The sequence below is a fragment of the Pseudomonas fluorescens genome (assembly GCF_001623525.1).
Taxonomy (GTDB): Bacteria; Pseudomonadota; Gammaproteobacteria; order Pseudomonadales; family Pseudomonadaceae; genus Aquipseudomonas; species Aquipseudomonas fluorescens_Q.
Map to the genome: position 1 here is coordinate 1,836,412 of NZ_CP015225.1, position 23,614 is coordinate 1,860,025.

16 protein-coding genes are annotated in these 23,614 nt (G+C 59.9%); 9 read left to right on the forward strand and 7 right to left on the reverse strand.

From position 1 onward, the window contains the following. The first annotated feature begins 96 nt into the window (after positions 1-96). The 4 genes from TK06_RS07915 to TK06_RS07930 are packed head-to-tail and all read left to right on the forward strand — an operon-like array spanning position 97 to position 5,241. Entirely contained in the window at positions 97-1,017 is a 921-nt protein-coding gene (locus TK06_RS07915) for a hypothetical protein (RefSeq protein WP_063321605.1), read from the forward strand. Between the two features lie 19 nt (positions 1,018-1,036). After that, the gene (locus tag TK06_RS07920) at positions 1,037-2,341 is read left to right on the forward strand and encodes a hypothetical protein (protein ID WP_063321606.1); all 1,305 of its coding nucleotides are present in this window, start codon (positions 1,037-1,039) and stop codon (positions 2,339-2,341) included. Positions 2,342-2,344: 3 nt separating this feature from the next. Further along, positions 2,345-4,153 carry a hypothetical protein gene (locus TK06_RS07925; protein ID WP_063321607.1) on the forward strand — a complete coding sequence of 603 codons (1,809 nt, stop codon included), beginning with the start codon at positions 2,345-2,347 and terminating at the stop codon, positions 4,151-4,153. A gap of 32 nt (positions 4,154-4,185) precedes the next feature. Then, positions 4,186-5,241 carry a hypothetical protein gene (locus TK06_RS07930; protein WP_063321608.1) on the forward strand — a complete coding sequence of 352 codons (1,056 nt, stop codon included), beginning with the start codon at positions 4,186-4,188 and terminating at the stop codon, positions 5,239-5,241. 1,030 nt (positions 5,242-6,271) lie between these two features. Here the strand turns inward: TK06_RS07930 and TK06_RS07935 are convergent. Next, positions 6,272-7,036, reverse strand: coding sequence for an SDR family NAD(P)-dependent oxidoreductase (locus TK06_RS07935; RefSeq protein WP_063321609.1), 765 nt, complete (start codon positions 7,034-7,036; stop codon positions 6,272-6,274). A 304-nt stretch (positions 7,037-7,340) separates the two neighbouring features. Here TK06_RS07935 and TK06_RS07945 point away from each other — a divergent pair, with 304 nt between their 5' ends. Together TK06_RS07945 and TK06_RS07950 are read left to right on the forward strand one after the other, a co-directional pair. Next, positions 7,341-11,516 carry a DUF5801 repeats-in-toxin domain-containing protein gene (locus tag TK06_RS07945; protein ID WP_063321611.1) on the forward strand — a complete coding sequence of 1,392 codons (4,176 nt, stop codon included), beginning with the start codon at positions 7,341-7,343 and terminating at the stop codon, positions 11,514-11,516. Positions 11,517-11,981: 465 nt separating this feature from the next. Then, complete coding sequence (locus TK06_RS07950) at positions 11,982-12,341, forward strand: DUF6124 family protein (protein ID WP_063321612.1); 360 nt, start codon at positions 11,982-11,984, stop codon at positions 12,339-12,341. An 84-nt stretch (positions 12,342-12,425) separates the two neighbouring features. Here the strand turns inward: TK06_RS07950 and TK06_RS07955 are convergent, their stop codons facing one another. The 6 genes from TK06_RS07955 to TK06_RS07980 all read right to left on the reverse strand — a co-directional run bounded on the left by TK06_RS07955 (position 12,426) and on the right by TK06_RS07980 (position 19,884). Next, entirely contained in the window at positions 12,426-13,145 is a 720-nt protein-coding gene (locus TK06_RS07955) for a response regulator transcription factor (RefSeq protein WP_063321613.1), read from the reverse strand. A gap of 446 nt (positions 13,146-13,591) precedes the next feature. Beyond that, positions 13,592-14,965, reverse strand: a complete 1,374-nt coding sequence (locus tag TK06_RS07960; RefSeq protein WP_063321614.1) for a TolC family outer membrane protein — start codon at positions 14,963-14,965, stop codon at positions 13,592-13,594. A 2-nt stretch (positions 14,966-14,967) separates the two neighbouring features. Further along, a complete protein-coding gene (locus TK06_RS07965; RefSeq protein WP_203417412.1) occupies positions 14,968-16,293 on the reverse strand; it encodes an HlyD family type I secretion periplasmic adaptor subunit in 1,326 nt (441 codons plus the stop codon). Next, on the reverse strand, positions 16,262-18,046 hold the full coding sequence (locus TK06_RS07970; protein WP_063321615.1) for a type I secretion system permease/ATPase: 1,785 nt from the start codon (positions 18,044-18,046) through the stop codon (positions 16,262-16,264). The genes TK06_RS07965 and TK06_RS07970 overlap by 32 nt, the downstream gene beginning before the upstream one ends. A 117-nt stretch (positions 18,047-18,163) precedes the next feature. Further along, the gene (locus tag TK06_RS07975; protein ID WP_063321616.1) at positions 18,164-19,075 is read right to left on the reverse strand and encodes a bifunctional helix-turn-helix transcriptional regulator/GNAT family N-acetyltransferase; all 912 of its coding nucleotides are present in this window, start codon (positions 19,073-19,075) and stop codon (positions 18,164-18,166) included. A gap of 212 nt (positions 19,076-19,287) precedes the next feature. Beyond that, positions 19,288-19,884, reverse strand: coding sequence for a TetR/AcrR family transcriptional regulator (locus TK06_RS07980; protein WP_063321617.1), 597 nt, complete (start codon positions 19,882-19,884; stop codon positions 19,288-19,290). A 511-nt stretch (positions 19,885-20,395) separates the two neighbouring features. Here TK06_RS07980 and TK06_RS07985 point away from each other — a divergent pair. The 3 genes from TK06_RS07985 to TK06_RS07995 all read left to right on the forward strand — a co-directional run bounded on the left by TK06_RS07985 (position 20,396) and on the right by TK06_RS07995 (position 23,612). Beyond that, on the forward strand, positions 20,396-21,409 hold the full coding sequence (locus TK06_RS07985) for an SDR family oxidoreductase (protein ID WP_063321618.1): 1,014 nt from the start codon (positions 20,396-20,398) through the stop codon (positions 21,407-21,409). Positions 21,410-21,490: 81 nt separating this feature from the next. Continuing rightward, positions 21,491-23,011, forward strand: a complete 1,521-nt coding sequence (locus TK06_RS07990; RefSeq protein ID WP_063321619.1) for a class I adenylate-forming enzyme family protein — start codon at positions 21,491-21,493, stop codon at positions 23,009-23,011. Then, complete coding sequence (locus TK06_RS07995) at positions 23,001-23,612, forward strand: HAD-IB family hydrolase (RefSeq protein ID WP_003201018.1); 612 nt, start codon at positions 23,001-23,003, stop codon at positions 23,610-23,612. Before TK06_RS07990 ends, TK06_RS07995 begins: the two co-directional genes overlap by 11 nt. Positions 23,613-23,614 lie beyond the last annotated feature (2 nt).

Sequence of the window (23,614 nt, forward strand, 5' to 3'; positions counted from 1 at the left end):
CGGTCTTTCGAATGACCGCGTTATCGTTCATTGCGGGCAAGCTTTGCTCCCACAGGCTCCCACAGTGTCACCCGGTACTTTTCAAAGGAATGACCTATGAAAACCAGTATCTTGACCCGCCTATTGCTGTTGATCCTGCTGTTCAGCCCACCACTGTTCGCCCAGGACAGCGGTGCCGTCTACTTCACCATGGGCGTGCATAACACCGAAGGGTGCAACGAACAGAACGGCAACTGCATCGCCACGCGTGTCCCGGGCGAGCCTTCCGATCCGTTTTTCCCGGCGTTCTGGATCAGCGACTGGACCATGTACCGGGTGATGCACAACTATGAAAAAAACCCGCCGCCCTACAGCAATCCCCCTTCCACCCTGACCCCGGCGGACTACACCGTCTCTCGCGGGACCAGCTATTACGACACGGCCTATATTCCGGCCGATGGCGACGGTTTCGGGGCGATGATGGAACACTATGAGAAGTACTGCCTGCCGATCTTCCCGATCAAGAACAACAACTACACCTGCTCCTTCGTGTCCCTGGGCAACAAGGCATACTTCCTGACCTACCCGCAGGATCGCCCCAAGGACATGCCGGCCTGCTGCATGTTCTCGCCGATGAATCATCCGCCGCGGCAAGACTTCATCCAGCACCTGCCCTACAGCGCCGAGCGCAGCAAGAACCTGGACGGTAGCGTGCAAGCCTACGCGCTGGACCTTCAATCGCCGCAGGGTCCGATCCTGTTCGGTTATGCCTTCTACAAAAAGATGTCGGGGCAACCACCCTACCGGCAGCCTCAATCATTCTTTTTCTCCGGTGACACCAGTGTCGCCAATGCCCCCATCGTCAGCCAGAACTACACCAACTTCCGCATCGCCAAACCGGACCCTGCCCAGACCTGGGCGCAGGTGGCTGCGATGTGCCCGGCGAATCCACCGCCCTGCCAGTTGTTCGAGCCACCGGCTTCACAGAGCAACGGGCAAAAGGCGCAGTGGAACAAGCTCATGCAGCGCAAACCCTGACCAATGACGAAGGATCGCCATGAACACTTCACTCCGTTTCACCCTGGTACTACTGGGTCTGGCCAGTCTTCCGGCCCTGGCCCTGGAACAATCCCAGGAACAAGCCATGCCACGGACGCAGGCCTCGAACCTGAATTGCCAGCCCCCCAGCACGGCGCCAGCGGCCAACGCCAGCCAGGACCTGTTCGATCAATACAGCTGGCAGTTGTTCATTGCCGTGAACTGGCCCGCCCAGGCGGGGCAGCGCGGTGATCCCGACTGCAGCAAACAACCGGGAGACCCTGGCTACACCGTCTGGCAGACCTACAAGACCGTGGAAGAAACCTTCCTGCCACGGGGGGCCGATCCAGGCCCCTGGAACTCCCCGCAGCTTGCCAAGAGCCTGGGCATCATCAACATCGCCGCGCTGAAGAACAGCTCCCAGGTGAATGCCGTCGACCAGGCCGTCGGCGGCTGGCTGATCGACCAGGCCGGCAACCCGACCTACTACGACATCTCGGCCAACGAGACCTCCTACAACTACATCGTCGCCAACCAGTTCTATAACGCCGATGTGGTTTCCAAAGCCAACAACATCAACTTTCCCTATGGGGTCATCGAGGTCAAATCGAGCTGGCGCATCCTCACCCCCCATGACAATGCCAGCCGCTACCTGACCATGCTTGCGCGCGTGGCCACGTTCGACGACCAAGGCCAGCGCACCGGCGTCACCGAGGCCTACCTGGGCCTGGTGGGGCTGCACGTCATCACCAAGGTGAACGGCTATCCGCAGTGGATCTGGTCGACCTTCGAGCAGATCGACAACGTTCCACCCAAAACCCTGGTGAACGGTGTATGGGTCGACCAGCCGGCCTCCGGCACGGCCTATTCCTACTTCAACCCCAGCGCCCCGGCAGCCACGCTCAACCAGTCGCCCTGCGACTGGCAGACCCAGGGCGCGCACCTGGTCTGCGTGCCCAAGCCTGGCACCACCTTCCAGACCCCGAACCCGTTGAACCGGTACACCCCGATCGCCGAGATCACCAACGAGGTCAATGCCCGTTACCGCAGCGACCCGGACCTGCAACGCAGCGTGCTGAAGTACTACCAACTCATCACCACCCAGCGCCCGCTGATGCCGGACAACCCCAGTAATCCACTGGGCCAGCCGACCCCCGCCCTTTCGGCCAACGTGACCATGGAAAGCTACATCCAGCCCAACAGCAGCTGCATGAATTGCCACTCCATGGCGACTCCGGTCAAGAGCCCCTACAAATCCGACTACTCCTACCTGTTCAAATTCGCCAATTCGCCTGTCGGCAAAACCATCAAGGACGAGGAATAAATCATGAGCATCCTGAACGGACCACGTCTGAATTTCTGGGGCGGCATCCGCACGGACGTCAGCCTGCCGAACAACTCCCCGACCATTCCCTACGGTGGCAACGACGACTGGCCGCTCTTCGACCTGACCACTTCGACCCTGGCACCGAGCGCCGAGTCCTACACCGACGACCAGTTGAACAACATGATCAATGCCCCCACCGGCAACTACTACACCGCCGGGGGCTGGAATCACTATGGGCAGCATGTCGTCGACATGCAGAACGCCCTGATCAGCTCCCAGGGCATCCCCGGCAGCATCAACACCACCGGCGACCTGGTGGGCCAGCCCGTCTACCTGCTCGGTTCGGTGGACCCGGTGACCGGCCAGGGGCCCGTTTCCGGACCGATGATGGTGGACCTGGACCCCACCTCCTCGACGACCACCCAAATCTTCGTCGGCGGCCTGCAAATCGGTGGCAACGACAACATCCAATTGCTGATCCGCAGCAACACCGTGTGCAGCAGTTTCGACGTGGCGGGACGTGTGCTGCTGCCGGCGAAAATGGATGCGCCGGGCTCTTTCCACGCCAGCGGCACGTTTCAACTGACCTTCCCCTTGAGCAGCATTGTCAGTTGGAACCAGAACAGCAGCGGCCTGCGCTCGATCATCCAGGCACCGGGGGCGACGGGCATCGTCCTGCGTTTCGTCATGTTCGAAATGTGCCCCACGATGACCACCGAACAACTGGACGCCGACTATGCCGCCGGCCGGTACACGCCCAACCCGAGCATCGGCAGGGTCATCGGCACACTGGCCCCGGCCTTCGCCGACGAGCCGCTGAACTGCCAGCCGGGCCGGCAACTGGTCAACCAGAGTACCGGCAATGCCGGCTATGCCGACCTGGACAACACCGGTTACCTGAGCATCGACATGGTGAACGTCATTCCGAAGGAAACCTTCCGGGCCGTCAGGGACGATATCACCAGCCCGATCGGCCCCAACGCCAATTACGGGACCGTGACCATCAGCGCCGGCTCCACCACCCTGACGACCCTGGAGCCGACCAGCCGCTTTTTATTCGATTACTACGTGTATGGCGGCATCGTCGACCTGCCCCTGACCGCCGACCAGCTACAGGCAGTACGGACCTCTGCCTTGGCGATCAACGCACCGGGCAAGGTCGCCGGCACCACATTGCAGGCCACCGAGTCGACCTATCGGATCTATGCCGACCAGCGCAACGTCTACCTGGAGGACTACCCCAACGGCCTGTCGATCACCCTTCAGGTCAGGTACCTGGGCGGGGCGGTGCCCAGCACCACCGAAATCGGTCTGCAGGCGGCGGCCCCCGCGGTCTATGATCAACCGCAATACTGGGACTTCCTCGACTTCCCTGATTCGTTGACCGTCGACAGTGGCCAGCTTTCCGTCAGTTTCCCGGTCACCCTCAAGCCGGGCAGCGCCGCCCAAGCCGGTTTCGTCGCCCTGACCTGCACGGCCAATGGCCTCGACAGCAGTGCCTACTTCACCAACTTTCGCAAATACGCCCAGACCGACTTCGGCATTCCCCAGGGCACCACCATCACCTGGCCGCTCATGTACCCCAACGTGCTGCGCTTTCACTACCTGGCGTTCCCCGCCATGTCGCGCTATATCCCGCTGAATCAGCCCGACGCCGTCATGGGCGCCAAGAACCCCATCCTCGCCCGCACCTCGGACGCCTACAAAGGCACCACGCTGTTCATGCCCGTGGTGCGCTCGATGTCGCCCTGCCAACGGGCGTTGCTGCGGGCCTATCTCACCGGTGAACCGTGGCAGCCGCCGCAATGACCGTATCCCCTGCTCATTCACGGAGAAAGCCTATGCCCGTTCCCCTTCAGATCCCCGCGCACCCCGGGGAAAACCTGCGCCCCAGCACCCTGGTCGCCGAGGACCTGCTGAACCCTCGCGGCCTCTGCCTGCAAGCCGATGGCAGCCTGCTGCTGACCGAAGCAGGCTCGGGGTTGCCCGACCAAACCTTCAGCGGCCGTATCAGTCGACTGCGACCGGATCCGCAGCGGCCCGGCACCTACCTGCCCCGCGAAACATTGGCGCAAGGCTTTCGCGCCATGAACATGCAGGCGCGCATGCTGCGTGATGAAATCATGGGGGTGTCGGACATCGCCTGCGGTGACGGACGCTGCCTGGTCAGCCAGACGGATTATGTCGCCGGTTCCAAACTGCTGGACCTGCAATTCACACCGCCCGAGCCGGTGTTCCATAGCCGTGGCAACCTCAATGCGCTGTGCTACCACCCGACCCGCCGCAGTTGGCTGGCCGTCAAGCCTGATACCAATCAGTTGGTGGAGTTCGTCACCGGCCAGGAAGAGCGCGTGTTGGCCCAGCTGCCCGAACTGGATCAAGGCCAGGAAGCCGTTCCCGTGACCCTGGTGTACGAACCGGCGACAGACGCCGTGCTGATCAGCCTGTTCTCGGGCGAACTGCACGGCGACCCGAGCCGTAAGGGCATCGACTTTGCCGAGAAGGCCGGCCAGGTGATCCGGGTCTGGCCGGACAGCGCCAGGATCGACATCCTGATTCGCGGCTTGCAACTGCCCACCGGGCTGGCGCTGCGCTCCAACGGCCAACTGCTGGTGCTGGAACTCTGCGAGCGCCTGCAACAACCGCTGCTTCCCGACTGGAACGGCGACCCCCTGCATGGCGGCTTTACCCGGTTCAGTGGGCGGCTGCTGAGCTGCGACTTGCAAACCGCCCAGGTCACGGTGCTCGCCCGCGACCTGGACACCCCTTCCAACCTGTGCCTGTTACCGGACGCGGTACTGGTCAGCGAAGGCATGGGGCTGCTCGGGCGGCCACTGCCTACGCCAGATAGAAGCGTGGTGCCGTTAAACGGCAGGCTTCGTCGGGTGCAACTCTGAACAAGCACTCAAGACAAAGGCAAAAAAAACGGCGCTTACCCTAATGCCAGTCAGTCAAGGATCCCACGGGTTTGAGGCTTGACTGATCGGCATCAGGCGCCAGGGCCGCTTTTGTGGCGAGGGAGCTTGCTCCCGCTGGACTGCGCAGCAGGCCCAAGGCCGGCGACACCATTGAATCTGACATAACCGGGATTCAGGTTTAGGGCCGCTTCGCGCCCCAGCGGGAGCAAGCTCCCTCGCCACAGGGGGCTGTGGCGCTGCAACTGATTTTTCCCCAGCCTGCTACCAAGTGTTTGTATCCGGGTTGATTCATTCAGATAGATGAGGCACCCGGGCTAATGCCAGTCAGTTAAGGATCACATGACACAAAACCTGTGGGAGCAAGGGCCGCTTTTGTGGCGAGGGAGCTTGCTCCCGCTGGGCTGCGCAGCAGGCCCAAGGCCGGCGACACCATTGAGTCTGGCATAACCGGGATTCAGGTTTAGGGCCGCTTCGCGCCCCAGCGGGAGCAAGCTCCCTCGCCACAGGGGGCTGTGGCGCTGCAACTGATTTTTCCCCAGCCTGCTACCAAGTGTTTGTATCCGGGTTGATTCATTCAGATAAATGAAGCACCCGGGCTAATGCCAGTCAGTCAAGGATCACATGACACAAAACCTGTGGGAGCAAGGGCCGCTTTTGTGGCGAGGGAGCTTGCTCCCGCTGGACTGCGCAGCAGGCCCAAGGCTGGCGACACCATTGAGTCTGGCATAACCGGGATTCAGGTTTTAGGGCCGCTTCGCGCCCCAGCGGGAGCAAGCTCCCTCGCCACAGGGGGGCTGTGGCGCTGCAACTGATTTTTTACCAGCCGCTACCAAGTGTTTGTATCCGGGTTGATTCATTCAGATAGATGAAGCACCCGGGCTAATGCCAGTCAGTTAAGGATCACATGACACAAAACCTGTGGGAGCAAAGCTTGCTCCCACGGGGTTGAGGCTTAACTGATCGGTGTTAGCGCTTACCCTTTCATGGGATAAGCGCCGTTTTTCTTGACTCAGCCAGCAGTGACCGTCATGCCACCATCCGCCATGACCACCGAACCGACGATAAAGCTGGCACGGTCCGACGCAAGGAACGCAACCACCTCGGCAATTTCTTCCGGCTGTGCGGCTCGGCCAATAGGCGCGGCTTCACCATGCTGGGCAAGGAACGCCGGGCCGTCCTCGACCACGTCATTAAGGATGTTGGTGACCACATCGCCAACGCCGACCGCATTGACGCGAATACCATCCTCAATGACTTCCAGCGCCAGGGTCCGCGTCAGTTGTGCCAGGGCACCCTTGGAGGCGGTATAGGCGGCAATGGTCGGGAAGGCAAAATAGGACGCGTAGGACGCAATGTTGACGATAGCCCCCGCCTTGTTCGGCATCATCGCCTTGACCGCTTCGCGTGAATGCAGGAAGGCCGCGGTGGCGTTGACCGCCTGGATGCGCTCCCAGTCCTGGCGCGTCATGTCGATTACCCGTTTGTTGATGATGATCCCGGCATTGTTGACCAGGATGTCCAGCCGGCCGAACTGCTCGACGGCCAGGCCGACGGCGCGCTCGGCAGCGCCATCCTCGGTGATGTCGGCCTCCAGCGGCACCAGCCCGGGACGGGCCAGCTCATGGACGGCGGGGTTGATGTCTTCCGCGACCACCTTGGCGCCGCGGGCGTGCAGCAACAACGCGATGGCCTTGCCGATGCCACTGGCGGCTCCGGTGACCAGTGCCACCTTGCCTTCGACTTCCTGGGGAATGCTGTGTTGGATATCGGTCATGATCGCTCTCCTGCGTGAGCGGGCCGCCGAGACATTCGCCGGCCCGGCGCCCGTGGGCGCTGTCGTTATCGACGGCTTCACTTTCTCGCAACGGCGACTGCCGGGCGTTCGCAGGCTTGCTGGAACTGTCGGGGTTTTGCGCGAATCTGCCCACACAGGCTTAATCCCATTGCCGGTGGCATAGGCCGAAACTCCCACCCTGCCTGGGAGTATCAGCCGATACGCAATAACGCCGGGCTTGCCCATAGTTGCGGTCATAAGGTCAACGGTCAGACCTCGATGACCGCCTGCTCTGGAGAAAGTCATGACTATTCGCGAGCAAGACTCAGCACTGCTGAGCGATCCGGCCTCGCCATTCACTGCAACCGCCAGCACCGATCTGGGGGTCGTGGCAACCGGCGTCGACGTAACGCTGGATGAAACCGCCAATTTGCAGAACGGCACCGCCACGCCGAGCCCTGCAACAGACGCGGATGATAACGACATTCTGGTCGCCTCCCTCCCCACGGCCTTCGCCAGTCGCCTGACCGCGCTTGGCACAGGGACCGCGACGGGAGCCGCCTTGAGCGGGTATACCGGCGCCGTGGGCGACACCGGCAGCGATGCGTTCACGGTCAACGCCGCGCCTGGAGCAAGCATTACCAATATCAGCTTCGTCGGCAGCACCGGTGCGCCGCTCGACGGGGTGGACAGCGGGCTGGATACACTCAATGGCACCAGCATCCTGCTCTACACGGACACCAACGACAATATCGTCCTCGGCCGGGCCGGCGGCCCAGCCGGCGCAATCGTCTTTGCCGCCTACATTGAAGAAACCGCCACCGGCGGCAAGATCTGGACCGTGCTCTACGAACCGCTCCAGCAACCCGTCAATACCAACCCCGACGATGCCGTCAACCTGCTGGACAAAGTCTTCATCGGCGCGAGCCAGGACCTTGAGTTCAGCCTGGCCAACGCCCCCTCCGGCCAGAACCTTTTCCTGATGTTCACCACGGCGAACCCGACGACGACGCTGGTCGACGGTGTCCTGCGGATCAACGAGCCCACCATCATCGCCACCGGCAAGGACCCGGCCGACCAATCCAGCGGCGCCAATATCACCACGGGCGATACGATCAACACCAGCCAGGCCGGTGGGCCCACGACCTTCGGTACCAATAACCAGATGATCGTGGAACAGGAAGGCATCCGTTTCACCTTTGTCACCGGTGCCAGGCAGGATGTGACCATTCCCAACCTGGACCAGACCGAAGCGGACCTGGAATCCAACATCGACTTTACCGACGTCTTCAATACGAAGATGGCCAACTTCGATGTCGTGCAGTTGCAGGCCGGCAAGACCGCCGTGGTAAAAATCAGCGCGTTCAGCACCGCGGCTGAATCCGGGGTGAATTTCATCAACGGCTATGCCGGTGACACCCCGGTTGCGATCAGCAACGTGCGGGTCACCAACATCAGCACCGGCGCCGTCATCGAGAATTCGGACGGCTCGGCCAATGATGCGGGCATCGTCATCAGCTTCGCTTCCGGCGTTGCCACCATCACCGGCGTCAAGGCCGGCTACCAGATCGAATACACCACCACGTCAGATCACAACCGTGTGCTCATCGAAAACGGCGCGGCCCTCGATGCCAAGGGCACCGACCACGCCGACTTTGACATCGGTGGTTTCACCCTGGTCCAGGCGTCCACTGCGAAGACCGAGATCGGCTCCAAGATGATTTTCGAAGACGACGGACCGAGCATCAGCACCACCGGCACCGAGCCAACCCTGACGGTGGACGAGACGCTACTGGGCACCAACGCTACGCAGAACTTCGCCGCCAACTTCACCTCCGCCTACGGCGCCGACGGTGCCGGTACGCTGACTTATGCGCTGGGCGTGGTTGCGGGTGCTTCCGGGCTCACCGACACGGCCACGGGCGAGGAGGTCAACCTCTCGCTCAACGGCGCGGTTGTGGAGGGACGCACGGCCAGCACCAACCTGTTGGTGTTCACCGTCAGCGTGGCCGCCAATGGTGATGTCACGCTCGACCAGATCCGGGCCGTGGTGCACCCCGACACCACCAATCCCGATGACGCCAAGAGCCTGACCTCGGACAACCTGGTGACGCTGACCGCGACCAAAACCGACAAGGACGGTGACAGCGTCCAGGCGACGCTCAACATCGGCCAGAACCTGGTGTTCGAAGATGACGGGCCGAGCATTAGCACCACCGGCACCGAACCAACGCTGACGGTAGATGAGACACTACTGGGCACCAACGCCACACAGAACTTCGCCGCCAACTTCACCTCCGCCTACGGCGCCGACGGTGCCGGTACGTTGACCTATGCACTGGGCGTGGTGGCCGGCGCTTCCGGGCTGACCGACACGGCCACGGGTGAAGCGGTCAATCTGTCGCTCAACGGAACAACGGTAGAAGGCCGCACGGCCAGCACCAACCTGTTGGTGTTCACCGTCAGCGTGGCCACTAATGGCGATGTCACGCTCGACCAGATGCGGGCCGTGGTGCACCCCGACACCACCAATCCCGATGACGCCAAGAGCCTGACCTCGGACAACCTGGTGACGCTGACCGCGACCAAAACCGACAAGGACGGTGACAGCGTCCAGGCGACGCTCAACATCGGCCAGAACCTGGTGTTCGAAGATGACGGGCCGAGCATCAGCACCACCGGCACCGAGCCAACGCTGACGGTGGACGAAACGCTACTGGGCACCAACGCCACGCAGAACTTCGCCGCCAACTTCACCTCCGCCTACGGCGCCGACGATGCCGGTACGTTGACCTATGCACTGGGCGTGGTGGCCGGCGCTTCCGGGCTGACCGACACGGCCACGGGTGAAGCGGTCAATCTGTCGCTCAACGGCACAACGGTAGAAGGCCGCACGGCCAGCACCAACCTGCTGGTATTCACGGTCAGCGTGGCCGCCAATGGCGATGTCACGCTCGACCAGATCCGGGCGCTGGTGCATCCCGACGCCACCAATCCCGATGACGCCAAGAGCCTGACGGACAACCTGGTCACGCTGATCGCGACCAAGACCGACAAGGACGGCGACAGCGCCTCAGCGACGCTCAACATCGGACAGAACCTAGTGTTCGAGGACGACGGCCCTTCGGTCGCGTTCGGCAACCTGATCGGCACCGGCAGCGTGCTTGCGCAATACGGATTCTGGGAGAAATCGGCCGGGGCCGACGGGCTGGGAGCCGCTGGCCTGGACATCGCGCTGGTCAATGGCCAGTTCACCCTGGTCAGGCCCGACGACACGACCACGACCGGGACCGGCACGCTCGTCGAGCAAGCACCCTCGCCGGACGTCGATGGCGCGTACCATTTCGCCGGGACGTTGACCGGTGACTTCGACAACAACGCCGCCACCGCCGATACCAGCGTCGACTACACGCTGACCGCCTATGCCAATGGCAGCTATGCATTGGACCTGGTCCAAGGCTTCAGCTCGACCATCGTACGTAGCAGTGCCGACGGCTCGCTCGATGCCGGTGGCCCGGATCCGGTGCGCACCTTGTTGATCCCTGAGACGAACAATCCGACCATTCCTTCGGCATCCGAAGAAATCGTGTTCTTCTCCGCGAAGGCACTGGCCTCCACCACGGATATCCTGACCGGCATCGGGCTCGGAGCCCCCGACCCCACCGAGGCTGCCCTGCAAACCACGCCACTGCCGTCCTACATCGACCCGACGGCCATGAACGTCAGCACCTCCGGCATCGGCGTCGGCAACAACCTGCTGCAAGGGGACAACCTGGCGGCAATCGGCGCGGCCGATGAAAGCTTCGTCATCAACCCGGAGAGCCTGGTAACAGGCATGAAAATCTTCATCGACAACTCCGTGGCCGGCTACAACACCGCGACCGAGGATTTGTACTTCCGGATCTATTACGAAGACGGCACGTTTTCCAACCTCACCGAGGTCAACACCCTGACGCCCGAAGCAGGTGGCCAGGTGTCCTTCGAAATCGAGCGCGAGGGCACGGCGATGATCGATGCCGTCCAGCTCACAATGGGCCGTGGCGCGATCAAGATTCCGGTCATCCAGTTCATCCAGGAAACCGAGAACCTGGCCAGCGATGTGCAACTCTCGTTCAACGCAACGCTGACGGACAAGGACGGCGATACCGCGACCAGTGCGTTCGACGCCAACCTGTTCGCCAACAACGCAGCCGATGCACTCTTCGACTACACACTGGTGGGCACGGGCGGCGAGCGTGATGCCTTCAACGTCGATCTGACATTCACCGAGAACCAGTACCAGGTCACGGGCTTTGATGTAAGCCAAAACCTGCGGGACACGCTGGTGCTCAATGGTGACCAGAGCGCCGTTGTCCAATCGATCGATAACGCCGGCGCGGACAGCATCGTGACGGTCGCCGAGTCTGGCGGGCAAATCACGACCATTACGTTGGTGGGCGTGGACCTGCAGAGCGGCGACGTTGTCTTTGGCAACGCCTGAAGCATCGCGTGCGTGAAAGATGCGAGGATGGCCTGGAAACCATCCTCGCATCGCTTTTCATACCTTCCCTGATCATGACAAAACCAGCTCCCCCCCTTTGACGGCAGGCATCGAGTCTTACAGACAAATACCCAGTAACAAGGAGCCCCAATCCTGAGGCTACGTCGTCTTGCGCCTTTGCCTACAACTAAGCCAGAATCCGCCCGCTTGTGCGCTTTGGGGCCGGACTCTATCGTTTCCTGGTCGCTGACGAATCAGCGGTCGGGTTTAGCGACCCGAACCATAGGCACATAAGCAACCATGCTTCATTGCGGGATCTAACCGCAATTACGTCATGGCGGCTGTATGTAGGAGACCTTCGGGTCTGCCGGGTGCCTATGTCCGGTTCGCTAACCTGCGTGCAGTCGCCACCATTCTGTTTAGCGACAGGTCTTGGCGGCTCCCATTCCCCATAGGAGCGTCATCATGTTCAAAGCCACACCCAATCCACCGGAATCAGACCCCACCTCTTCCTACTCAAGCCTCGATCCGGAAAAATTCCACGAAGCCACCGAGCGGGCGCTCGATTATTACTTGAAGCCGGAACAGGCCAAACCCAAGAAAGGCCGGCCAACGCCTCAGCTCTTCACCGTTGTCGATGGCATCGACACTGAAAGCCTGCTCGCCAACCTCAGCGAAAACCTGGCCTCAGCCAACGCCATGATCAGCGACCTGGCATTCGATCTTGAGGGTTCTCGCCGGCATGTTGCGATGGGTATCCAGCAAGTGATTGAAGTGAGTGAGCTGCTGGCGAATCGGGCGCTGGATATCGCCGATCCACGTTAACAACTCGCCCCAACTCGAAAGGGTTGGCGGGCACTTGTAGACGCCTCGACTACAAGGCCGCCAACTCGCTCCCACACAGATCGGTCAATCCAACTCCACCCAAGTGGACTCCGGCGGCTCTTCACTGTTGGTAAGCCCATGCTTGAGTGCATACATCAACAGGTCGATGCGGTTGATAAGATCAAGCTTCTGATAGATGTTACTGAGGTGATTGTGCACCGTGTGCTCGCTGATACCCAGGCGCTCAGCGATGCTGATGTATTTGGCAGACGGGTCCCCTACGATGGCACGAATCAACTCCTTCTCGCGCAGCGTCAACCGAGCCTGTTTCGCCTGCTCCAGATTGCATTGGGGGGTTGCATGGCCGATGGCGGCATAGCCTGAAAGCCCACCGGCCCAGGCCCTATCCATTCCGATATCGCGATGGTGCACCTTGACGATGGCCTGGATGATCGACTCCGTCGGGTCTTCGGCCAACACGATACCGCGTGCGCCCGCCTCTATCGCCTGGGCAACAGGAACGGCCTCATACAAGCCCTTGAGCACGAGCACTTTCATCTGCGCGCTGCGGGTCAGCCCGGCAACCACTTCCAGAGGGTTCAGTGCATCGGGAAAGAAACTGAAGAAAATCACGTTGGGTCGCAACTGATCGGCAAGGTCCAGTGCATGGGTATAGGTCGAAGCCTGGCCGCTCACTTCCATCTGCGGCTTTCTGGCGTTGATCAAGTCATGAAGCCCCCGGAGGACAAGGGGACGACAATCGACCAACATCACGCGGATGGGTGCTCTATGATCCGGTCTCATAGCGCTACCCCCCTCGCAAGGCAAGCCAGGATGTCCGCTGGATGTTCTGATGGGGGTAGCGTGCATTTCAAGAAGTCGGGAGAAACCATCGAGACAACCTGAATAGGAATAATTATCAACAGCTTACACATGATAATGTGCCCCTTTCGAGCTCGTAGGCTGAGTCTAGGCCAGCCCAGCGCGCCACAGGCGGCCCATCAGCCAGCCGTCGGCCGAGGCTTGGCGCCGACCCGTCTGCCCAAACTTCCCGAAAGTGAAAAAAACACTCGCTAAATCAGCTCGTTAAGCCAGGAGCGAGGCATTGGCAGCCTGTATGAGGCCGAGAGACAATCGTCAATTAATCGACGAGCGGCATGCACTTACACATCTCAATAAACATGACGTCAATATACCGTCAAAAACCTGCTCCGAATCAGCCAACGGTGTGCTGCATGGGCCTATCCCGATCAACGAAAGTCCTGGCCAACGCTGCCAGAACTCAGCCAGCCATTCACATTCTCTATACCCTCGGCCGGTGGTTTTCCCGCCCAGCGGTTCAGGATCAGCACGTTGCTGAGAAAGTCGTATTGGGTCTTTAGCAAGTCGCGCCGAGCGCGGAACTCATTGCGTACACTGGCCAGGACATCGACGGAATTGACCATCCCGTAGCTCAGCGCTTTCTCGGCAGCCACCCTCGATAACTGTGCCGATTCCAATGCCAGCCGGTTCGCACCGATTTTTTCGCCATTGGAATTGGCGGTCAGGTAGGCGTTGGTGATCTCCTTGACCACCCGGCGCCGGGTCGCCTCCAACTGTTGCTCGGCAACCACTTGATCCTCGTAGAGTCCACGGACCCGCGCCGAGGTCGAGCCACCGCTGTACAGCGGTACCTGGAGACCTATCCCGGCGACATAACTGTCGGTGCGGGGGGCCAGGGAGTTGTTGTAACCCTCATTGGTCTGTTGGGCGCTCAGGTTCAGGCTCAGCGTCGGATAGTGCCCACCCTTGCCGCTGCGCAACGCTGCCCCCGCCGCTTCGACGCCGCTTTCGTTGGCCTTGAGCGCCGGGTTGAGTGCCATGCCATCGCGAACCCAGGTCTCCAGGCTGTTTGCCGAGACTTGCAACTGAAGGTCTTCACGAATCCGGTTGAGGCGCTCCTTGACCGGCCGGCCAACGATCTCCGCCAGTGCCTCGCGACTGAGGCTGACCTGGTTGCGAGCGTCCAGTTCCTGGGCCGTGAGCAGATCCACCCGGGCCTTGAGATCGAGTTGATCGGTGATCAATGCCAGTTGCTTTTCGTACAACGCATTGATCCGGTCCAGGCTCCTCTGGGTGGTTCGACGCTCTGCCCGCACCAACTCCAATTCATCCTCGGCCGCCAGCGCGGTGAAGTAACGCTGGGCCAGCTCCACCGAGGCTTCGGCCTGGGTTTCCAGGGCCTGGGATTCGGATTGCCGAGCCAGGCTCTTGAACTTCTGATAGTTCTCCCACGCAGCTTTGTTGTAGAGGTACTGACGCAGCACCAGGCCGTAGCTTTCGCTATCGAAACTGCGCTGCACCAGGTCGCTTTCCTGGTGAATCCGGTTCGACCCGGCGCTGAACGACAACTGCGGCAAGAGCGCGCCCATGGCCTCGCGCTGATGCTCCTGGCCCGCCTTCGCTTGCGCATAGGACGCCACGATCTGCGGATCCTCCAGCCGTGCCTCGCGATAAAGCTGCATGAGGTCGGTGGAAAACGTCGAGGCGTTGACCCCGGCGGGCGTTGCAGCCTCGGTTTGTGCCAGGACCGCACCCGCGGCGAGCATCAATACACTGCCTAGCAGAGCTGCCGACGCAACCATGGTCATTCCTCGATCATCGATTGAGAAAGGGCATTGCGAGCCGGCTGCATCAGATACTGCAACAACGTGCGTTGCCCGGTGATAATCAAAACGTCCGCCGGCATGCCCGGCAATAATTTGCGCTCACCCAAGGTGCGCGCACCCGCCTCGGTTACCCGCACCCGAGCCAGGTAATAGGCCGTCCCCGTCTTTTCGTTGGTCATCCGGTCTGCCGACACGCTGCTGACCTCGCCTTCGATCACCGGCGTGGTGGCGCTATTGAATGCGCCGAAACGGATATCGGCACGCTTGCCGATGGCGATGCGATCGATATCCACCGGTGCCACCTGGGCCTCGATGACAAGGTCGGACACCGAGGGCACGATATCGAGCAGTGGCGTCGCCGGACGCACGATCCCGCCAATGGTGTGCACCGACATGTCGATCACCATGCCCGCCTCGGGCGCCCGGATGACGATACGAGAGAGCCGGTCTTCCAGCGCCGAGGTTTTCTCCTTCAGGTCGTAGATCCGGGTCTGGACCTCGGCCAGTTGCTTGACGACGTCAGCATTGAAATCCTTGTCGACCTGCAGGATCTGCAGTTGTGTTTCGTTGATCTGCAGCCGCGTCCGGTCAATGGTGGAGCGGTGATCGGCAACCTCTGAACGCAGCAGCCCCAACTTGCGCTCCTGTTCGAGCAGGCGCTGCTTGTCAACGAACCCCTGTTTGAGAAGGTCCGCCAACTCATCGATTTCACCGCTGTAGGATTTCTCCAGATGAACCTTGGAACCGACCATCGATTCCAGTCCCTTGATCTGCTGGCGGAACTGGCCAACGCGCTCGCGCAGCACCGCGATCTGGCCCAGTCGTGAACCTTGTCGAGCGCTGAATACCCGGGTCTCGCCCTGACGCGCCTCCATGCCCCGCACACTGTCGGGATCGGCGATGTCACCAAAACTGATCATCGGTAAACTGTCGCGCTCGGCGATAAGCCTCGCCTCCATGGCCCTGGCCGCGATCAGTTGGCCGCGAGCCATCTCGTACTCGAAGCGCAACTGGGCGTCATCGAGAATGATCAGCGGATCGTCACGCTTGACGATGTCGCCATCGTGGGCAAGCAGTGCTTTGACGATGCCGCCTTCAAGGTGCTGGACGGTTTTTCGATAAGCCTGCACGGTGACCACGCCTGGCGCATACGCGGCGCCGTCGAGGGGCGCGATGGCCGCCCAGGTGCCGAACACGCCGAAGATCACGCCGATGATGACAACGCCCAGGCGACGAATCTTGTGATCGGATGTCGGCAGGTCGGCGAAGCTCTCAATTTGACGACTGGGCACCATGGGATTCATTGGAATCACCCTTGCCGGTATCGACCGAAGCCGTGCCGGTGCTTGCGGGCACGGCTGGCATCTGTGCCTGCTGTCGCTGCGCGTTAAGTTCGGCCAGGACATGCTCGCGTGGCCCGTAGAGACTGATAATCCCAGCGTTCATCACCATGAGCCGATCAAGCTGCGACACGATGTTGGTCCGATGGGTAATGACAAACAGCGTCGCGCCGGTCTGCCTGAGCTGCTGGATCGCTGCCGCCAGGGCGCGGTCACCGACGTCATCAAGATTGGAATTGGGCTCGTCGAGAACGATCAGCCGTGGGCTGCCATACAGTGCCCGGGCCAGTCCGATGCGCTGGCGCTGCCCTGCCGAAAGCATGAGGCCCTCGCTACCGATGACAGTGTCGTAACCATCGGGAAACTGCAGGATCATCTCGTGAACACCCGCGATCCTGGCCGCCTGGATCACCTTCACCGAATCGACTCCGGCGAAGCGAGCGATGTTTTCGCCGAGGGTGCCTTCGAACAATTCAATGTCCTGGGGCAAGTAACCGATATAGGGCCCAAGCTCATGCTTGTCCCAAGTGCTGATGTCGGCGCCATCGAGCCGAACCACCCCGTGCTGCGCCGCCCAGACACCCAGCAGCGCCCTGGCCAGGGTCGACTTCCCCGCCGCACTGGGACCGATGACGCCCACCATGCAGCCGGCAGGCGCGCTGAAACTGATGTTCTTGAGGATCGGCACCCTGGACCCGGGGGCCGCGACAATCAGGTTCTCGACCTGGACATCCCCCTGGGGCGCCGGCAAGGACATGCGCTCGGGTTGGGCCTGCTGTTTATCGAGGATGTCGTTCAAACGGCTGTATTGAGAACGAGCGGCGATAAATCCCTTCCAACTGCCGATGATCAAGTCGATGGGGGCCAGCGCCCGCCCCAGTAACACGGACCCGGCGAACACCAGGCCGGCCCCTACCTGATGGTCCACGGCCAGGTACGCCCCCAGCCCCAGCACCAGCGATTGCACAAGGATGCGAAAGGTACGCGAAAGCGTGCTGATGATCGCCCCGCTGTCGCTCGCCGCCGATTGCAACAACAGCACGTTGCGTTGACGCCGTCCCCAACGATCCATCAGGGTCTCAAGCATGCCCATGGATTCGATCACTTCGGCGTTGCGCAGGCTCTTGGTGGTGTAGAGCGTCGCGCCAATGTGCTCCTTGTTGGCCTGGGCCAGTACCGGCCCCGTCAGTCGTTCGTTGACGAAGGCGAGCACGAGCAACAACAGCGCGCTGCCCGTCGCGACCCAGCCAAACCAGGGATGAAACAGGAACATCACCGCGATATAGATCGGCAACCAGGGCGCATCGAAAAACGCGAACAAGCCGTTACCCGAAAGAAACTGCCGCAAGCCGGTCAAGTCATTGAGCGACTGGGCCGAGGCATCCATGCCGCCACTTTCCAGGGCACGTTTGAAACTGGCCCTATAGACCTGGCGACTGAGCAGCACATCCAGCCGGGTGCTGACCCGAACCATGACACGCGAACGGATCCATTCCAGCGAACCTAGGGTCACCAGCAATGCGGTCATGATCAGCGTCAGCATGGTCAGGGTCGTAAGACTTCCGCTGGTGATCACTCGCCCATAGACCTGGAGCATGTAAAACGTGGGTACGAGCATCAGCGCATTAATGAAAAAGCTGAAAAACCCGACAGAGATGAAGCTGTCCCGGCAGGCTTTCAGTGCCTTTTTCAGGCTGTTTTCAGGTGCGCTTCGCATTGAAACCCCCTGCTCGGGTAACCCTCCTCTGGAGCTTAGATCATGCCTGACAACGGCGTGTAGCAATTGCCCAGATTGTTTGTGAGGGCATATCCAACACCGCCGATTGATACGACTTCAAATTGGCGAGACAGCTGGGCCCGGTCGTACAAAACACTGTTCCGTGACGGGTCGCCCCCATTGCTGTCCTTCTTGCTCCAGTTCCAACTTGAAACCGAAATCCTCGTACAGCTTGCGGGCAGCTTCGAGCCCCTGGAACGTCCAGAGGCTCGTTGAACTGAAGCCCCACTCGTCACAGAACTTCATCGCTTCAGCCAATAGGCGTCTGCCGGCGCCCTTGCCTCGTGCCGAATCATCCAGGATGAAGCAACGCAGTACCGCACTGCCGCCCTCTCCTTCGCCGTCGATGGCAATCGAACCGACTATTCGTTCGCCATTCAGGGCTACCCAGACCTCATTGCGCGGATTGTGCAGACGTCCCATCAACTCGGCCATGTCCGATGCCACCAGGCTTTCGAACAACTGGCCAAAGTTCGAATGCCTGGAGTAATAGTCCGCATGCATTTGCACAATGCGGCCAATCACGCCTGGACGATAGCCCCGGGCAATCTCCAACGGCGCCGGCGCAGGCGGCTCTGTACCGAGCCGATGAGCGTGCAGCGCAACGGCATAGCTGGCAATCCCCGCGCTCACGATCTGACACTGCTCGCTGGATAAGTGAGACATGGCCGCGACAACCTGTTGGGTGGCGAACGCATCGATGGCTCGAAGGGTCTTTTGCCCCTGCGCGGTAAGCCGCAGTCGCTTGGCTCGGGCATCCTGTTCATGGGCAATTTCTTCAATCTCACCGGCCTCGACGAGCTTGCGAACCATCCGGCTTACGCTGGATTTCTCCAAGCCAAGCAGCTCGACAAGCTCACCCGCCGTCAGGGATTGGCGATGGCCGAGTTCGACTATTGTGTGCACCGACGACGGCGGATAACCCGTCGCAGCCAGCGTGGCGTGCATGAACCCCAGCTCCCGCACCATGAGACGCGACGCCGAACGGATTTTTTCAATCAGGTCTGGTGGGCACTGGTTCACGGGGGACCTCGGACGCAACGAGCCATTAGTTGTATTGCACAACTAAAGACCCATCCATGCGTTCAGTCAAACCTTGCGGCGCAATCCCGGGTAACTTCAAGACCTTCCAGGCCCATGGCATTGCCGATTGCTGGGCCAATAACGATAACGCCAGGGACTTATAGAGGCTCTGCGGTCTGGATGAGCGAGTTCAGCACCAGCTTGATTTCAACAGCGGGGTCCTTATGCCCTTGCAATATCAGGCCTTCCGCCAGGGCGGTGAAGGTCTTGGCAAGCGCGGCGTAGGCCAGCGGCGGCTTCTTGCCAGCATGATTGAATATGATGGTAATCAACTTGCCCAAGGCCTCGCTGTTTTCCTCATGCAAGTCGTAGTAATGCGGCGAGAATTCTTCATCGCGCAAGGCGATCAATTGCAACTCTGCATCGAGGATCGCACAGCGGGTATTGTTCTTCAGCGTATCGATATAGGCATTCAAGCCGTGGCTCAACTGTTCCGCCGAATATCCCGATGCCAGGGTCGTACTCAGTCGCTCGATCTCAACTCGCTTGAAGCGTTGAGTCAATTGCAGCAGCAAGTCCGATTTACTTGAGAAATTTGAGAAAAAGGCGCCTTTGGAAAAGCCCGCCTCTTCGGCGATAACGTTGACGCTGGCGGCATGAAAGCCCTTGCGGATCATCAGCTCAGTGGCTGTGTCGAACAATTTGTCTCTTGTTACTTGCTGGCTCTCTTCTCGACCTAGTCTCTTTTTAATCACGCCCTCGGCTCCTTTGGCCAAACAAGATAGCTATGTGTGACTGAATGCAACGAATCGATTACTCACTGTACGGAACCCGTTTTCGCCATCATATCTTATACGCGCCTTGTTCAATCATTTACATTTTAACTTTCAAAAAATGCCATGTATGTGCCATGTAGTTGGAACAGCCGCAAAGGCACCCTAGATGGGGCTACCGGCCCCAGTTTTTGCCGGATAGGCGTGACTCACAGTCCTCGTTTCGCTCCCCTTGATGAGTCCTTGCCGTCCCTTTGAGCGGCTCAAACCGGATATTTTCCTGCCCTCGAGCATGCACCGGAACCTGAAAAAACCTGCACGAAGCCCGATGCAGAGCCATCAGCTCGTCAATCCGACGAAATACCACTTGATTTTCAGATACCGAATGGTTTTTACTTGCGCCGTTGGTGGAGCCCAACGCCTGATCAGCGCATCGAGTCAGTGACACCGCTCTCGATGCAATACCAGGTCACCTCACAGGAGCGGGATTTTAATGGAATATGCCTTCGTTACAGGCGCTACTGGCCTGCTCGGGAATAATGTCGTTCGTGCGCTGTTAAAGCGGAACATCAAAGTAAAAGCGTTGGTTCGTTCCGTAGAGAAAGCCAGGAAACAGTTCGGCAACCTGCCTGTGGAGTTCGTCGAAGGCGACATGCTTAATGTCGAGGCCTTCGCCCATGCCCTGCAAGGCTGTGACGCCCTGTTTCATACGGCGGCCTATTTCCGCGACAGTTACAAAGGCGGGAAACATTGGCAAAAACTGTATGACACCAATGTGACCGGCACCGAGCGCTTGTTGCAAGCCGCTTATGACGCCGGTATCCGTCGTGCGGTCCACACCTCTTCCATTGCCGTATTGAAGGGCAATCGGGATCAAGTGATCGATGAAACCATGTCTCGCAGTGAATTGGAGGCTGACGATTATTACTTGAGCAAAATATTGTCCGAACAGAAGGTCCAGCAATTCCTGGCGCAGCACCCGGACATGTTTATCGCCATGGTCCTGCCAGGGTGGATGTTCGGCCCCGGCGATATCGGCCCTACTTCCTCAGGACAGTTCCTGCTCGACTTTGTCGGACAGAAATTGCCCGGTGTACTCCCCGGAAGCTTTTCCGTTGTCGATGCCCGGGATGTGGCCGAGCATCAAATCGCGGCCATCACCCGTGGCAGGTCCGGAGAGCGCTACCTGGCCGCCGGCAATCACATGGACATGAAGAGCATTTTCCAGGCGCTGTCCAGCGTCAGTGGCATAAAAGCCCCAGAGCGAAAAGTGCCTCTGTTCATGCTGCGAATCATCGCGCTTATCTATGAAGGTTACTACCGGATCACAAAAAAGCCGGTGCTCATCAGTACCTCCACGGTCAAGCTCATGGAGCAAGAACAAGGCCGCACTCATTTCAGCCATAACAAAAGTTCAAGAGAATTGGAGTGCAAGTTCCGCCCTGTTGCTGAAACCCTGACCGATACCCTGGATTGGTATCGGAATAACAACTACACAGATGCTTAATTGAAACAATTCATATATAGCCTGCCTCTGTAGTACTTTTTTTGACTAGCCATAAATCCAAGGATTGAGAGAGGTTGGTAAATGAAAAGCCTTTCATATAAAGAAGGTTTTCTGCATCGCTTTGTCGGTTTTTCGGAATCGTTTCCCGAGCAAGTTGCTATTCGGCATCTGGACACGGAAGAAGATACCGTTACTTACCGCGAGTTGCACATCAAGGCTGAACAATGCAATGGCGCTCTTACAGCGCTTGGTGTATTGCCTGGCGACAAAGTAGCGCTGGTGCTGCCCAATGGGTTGGCATTCATCGCTTACTACTTGGCGATCATCGGGCGAGGCGCCATTCCGGTCATCCTCAACTACAAGTTGACCCCTTTCGAAATGGCCAGTGTCGTCAGCCTCGCCAGGCCGACGCTCGTGGTCACGACCGAAACGCTATGGGTGCAACACAGTGAGGTGTTCCAGGCTGACAACGGTGTCAGGCACTCCCTGGTGCTGGACGGTGGGAGCGAACCGTCATCGTCCCTGCCCGCCAACGCAACGGCCATCTCTCAACTGCCTTGCCAGGTCGAACCCTTGTTGTTGCCCGAGGGTAATCCGGTCGTCTCGGTCCAATTCACCTATCGAGGCATCGGCAGGCCCCTGGCTGTTTCTCACCGATATCTCGACCTGACGCAATCGAGCGACGGGCTGCATGAGCACTTTCATCTGCAAGGCGTCGGCTCCGTTCATCTGGTGACGTTGCCGCTGTATGCCATCTTCGGCCTGTCCGTGATGATGGTGTTTCCCTTGAGCGTGGGCGCCACCCTGCTGATGACCAACACCCTGCTCAACCGAGACCTCGCTGAAGTCCTGTCCGAGCATCAGGTCACCTTTGCCTGCCTGGTGCCCGATGTCATTCGCTACTTCAATACGCGCCTGGCCAAACGCAAAGGCGCGCTCCTGCCGTTGCACCCGCAGTTGATGATTTACTCGGGGGGCAGCCACCTGCCGGCCGATGAAGCCGAGAAGCTGGGGAAGTTGCTAGGGTGCAATCCGGTGCTGCAAGGCTATGGCTTGACCGAAAGCATGCCCGTAATCGTCCAGAGCTCGATTGGTACGGTCCACCGTGGCGCCATGGGCCAGCCGATCAGCGGTGTGGAACTGCGCATCGTCGATGCCCAGGGCCGAGACGTAACGCCGGGGCGTATCGGCGAATTGCTGATACGTGGCTCGATGGTGATCGACGGCTATAACGATGCCGAGGACACCAATGCGCGGTTCTTCCGCGATGGCTGGTTCCACAGCGGTGACCTGGTCTGGCAGGACGACGATGGCCATGTGTTTTTCTATTGCCAGCGCCTGCGAATCTCGAAGATCAAGGCGCAGATGGTCGACCTGGTGGAGATCGAATCCGTCGCCCTCAAGCACCCCGACGTGGTGCGCGCCAAGGCCTATATCGTCCCGGACCACAAGGAAGTCAACGTGCTGCACCTGTGCGTCGAAGGGACTGGCGAGCTGAGCCAGAACGCACTGTCCACCCTGCTTTCGCGCTACCTATCGGGCTTCAAGCTGCCCAAGACCATCGAGATTACTTCTCTCAAGGAAGAGGCCCATGCACGCTAACAGCACACAACCGGTCCTGGCCGTTTTCGACTTCGACGGCACATTGACCGACCGGCACACGTTCTGGCGCTACATGCGCTTTATCGTGGGCACCCGCTCGTTCTGGCTGCGGATCATTCCCCTGCTGCCCAAGATGCTCAGCGTGATCGTCGGCATCACCCCGCTGATGCAAGCACGGCTGGCGTTCATCGCCTGCTACCTGGGCGGCCTGTCGGTGGAGCAAGAGCGCGAACATGCCAAGTATTTCATCAGCGAGCTGCTGCCGCTCTGGCTCAGGCCCGAGGCGTTGCGGCGGCTGCAATGGCATCAGTCCATGGGGCACGTCACCGCGCTGGTGAGCAATTCGCCGGAAAACTACCTGATCCCCTGGGGCCAGGCCGCGGGTTTTGACTATGTGTGCGGCACCCGCCTGGCAACGGCAAAGAACAAGCTGACCGGCGGGATATCCGGTACCAACTGTGTAGAGCGAGAGAAAGTCACGCGGCTCAAGGGCTGCTTGAGCAACCTTGATGATTTTTACATTTATGCCTACGGCGACTCATCGGGCGACGACGCCCTGCTCGGCATTGCCAACTCTCCCTTCTACAGAAACTGGTACTGATC

What these genes read in the sequence shown, in the direction of transcription:
- TK06_RS07990 (WP_063321619.1), top strand. Translation starts at nt 21,491, where the DNA reads ATGAAAAGCCTTTCATATAAAGAAGGTTTTCTGCATCGCTTTGTCGGT.
- TK06_RS07970 (WP_063321615.1), bottom strand. Translation starts at nt 18,046, where the DNA reads ATGCGAAGCGCACCTGAAAACAGCCTGAAAAAGGCACTGAAAGCCTGC.
- TK06_RS07945 (WP_063321611.1), top strand. Translation starts at nt 7,341, where the DNA reads ATGACTATTCGCGAGCAAGACTCAGCACTGCTGAGCGATCCGGCCTCG.
- TK06_RS07965 (WP_203417412.1), bottom strand. Translation starts at nt 16,293, where the DNA reads ATGAATCCCATGGTGCCCAGTCGTCAAATTGAGAGCTTCGCCGACCTG.
- TK06_RS07960 (WP_063321614.1), bottom strand. Translation starts at nt 14,965, where the DNA reads ATGGTTGCGTCGGCAGCTCTGCTAGGCAGTGTATTGATGCTCGCCGCG.
- TK06_RS07920 (WP_063321606.1), top strand. Translation starts at nt 1,037, where the DNA reads ATGAACACTTCACTCCGTTTCACCCTGGTACTACTGGGTCTGGCCAGT.
- TK06_RS07930 (WP_063321608.1), top strand. Translation starts at nt 4,186, where the DNA reads ATGCCCGTTCCCCTTCAGATCCCCGCGCACCCCGGGGAAAACCTGCGC.
- TK06_RS07915 (WP_063321605.1), top strand. Translation starts at nt 97, where the DNA reads ATGAAAACCAGTATCTTGACCCGCCTATTGCTGTTGATCCTGCTGTTC.
- TK06_RS07955 (WP_063321613.1), bottom strand. Translation starts at nt 13,145, where the DNA reads ATGAGACCGGATCATAGAGCACCCATCCGCGTGATGTTGGTCGATTGT.
- TK06_RS07950 (WP_063321612.1), top strand. Translation starts at nt 11,982, where the DNA reads ATGTTCAAAGCCACACCCAATCCACCGGAATCAGACCCCACCTCTTCC.
- TK06_RS07995 (WP_003201018.1), top strand. Translation starts at nt 23,001, where the DNA reads ATGCACGCTAACAGCACACAACCGGTCCTGGCCGTTTTCGACTTCGAC.
- TK06_RS07975 (WP_063321616.1), bottom strand. Translation starts at nt 19,075, where the DNA reads ATGGTGCGGGAGCTGGGGTTCATGCACGCCACGCTGGCTGCGACGGGT.
- TK06_RS07935 (WP_063321609.1), bottom strand. Translation starts at nt 7,036, where the DNA reads ATGACCGATATCCAACACAGCATTCCCCAGGAAGTCGAAGGCAAGGTG.
- TK06_RS07925 (WP_063321607.1), top strand. Translation starts at nt 2,345, where the DNA reads ATGAGCATCCTGAACGGACCACGTCTGAATTTCTGGGGCGGCATCCGC.
- TK06_RS07985 (WP_063321618.1), top strand. Translation starts at nt 20,396, where the DNA reads ATGGAATATGCCTTCGTTACAGGCGCTACTGGCCTGCTCGGGAATAAT.